This is a genomic window from Streptomyces sp. URMC 126 (genome assembly GCF_051386555.1).
In the GTDB taxonomy this organism is placed as follows: Bacteria; Actinomycetota; Actinomycetes; order Streptomycetales; family Streptomycetaceae; genus Streptomyces.
In genome coordinates, this window is sequence record NZ_JBPQTX010001073.1 from 1 (window position 1) to 255 (window position 255).

Annotated in this window: 1 protein-coding gene; it reads right to left on the reverse strand. The window is 74.9% G+C overall.

Annotated features, from left to right (window positions below; genetic code table 11):
* A partial coding sequence (locus tag ACSNOK_RS35140) for an ArsR/SmtB family transcription factor (RefSeq protein WP_436784753.1) occupies positions 1–255 on the reverse strand: 255 nt, incomplete at both ends.

Below are 255 nucleotides of genomic sequence, written 5' to 3' on the forward strand. Positions count from 1 at the left end.
CCTCCCGGCCCGCCTCCTCGCCGAGGTAGGCGGTGCGGGCCGGTTCCACGGCGGCCTGGTGCGTCTGGGCCACCTCGCGCAGCAGTGCGAACAGACGGGCCACGTCGTCGCCGGCGAGCCGGTAGTGGATGCGCACCCCCTCGCGCCGGGTGGCCACCAGTCCGGCCTGCTTGAGGGTCTGCAGATGCGCGGAGGCGGTGGTCAGGTTCAGCCCGGCCGCCTTGGCGAGCGCATCGACGGTGCGTTCCCCCTGGG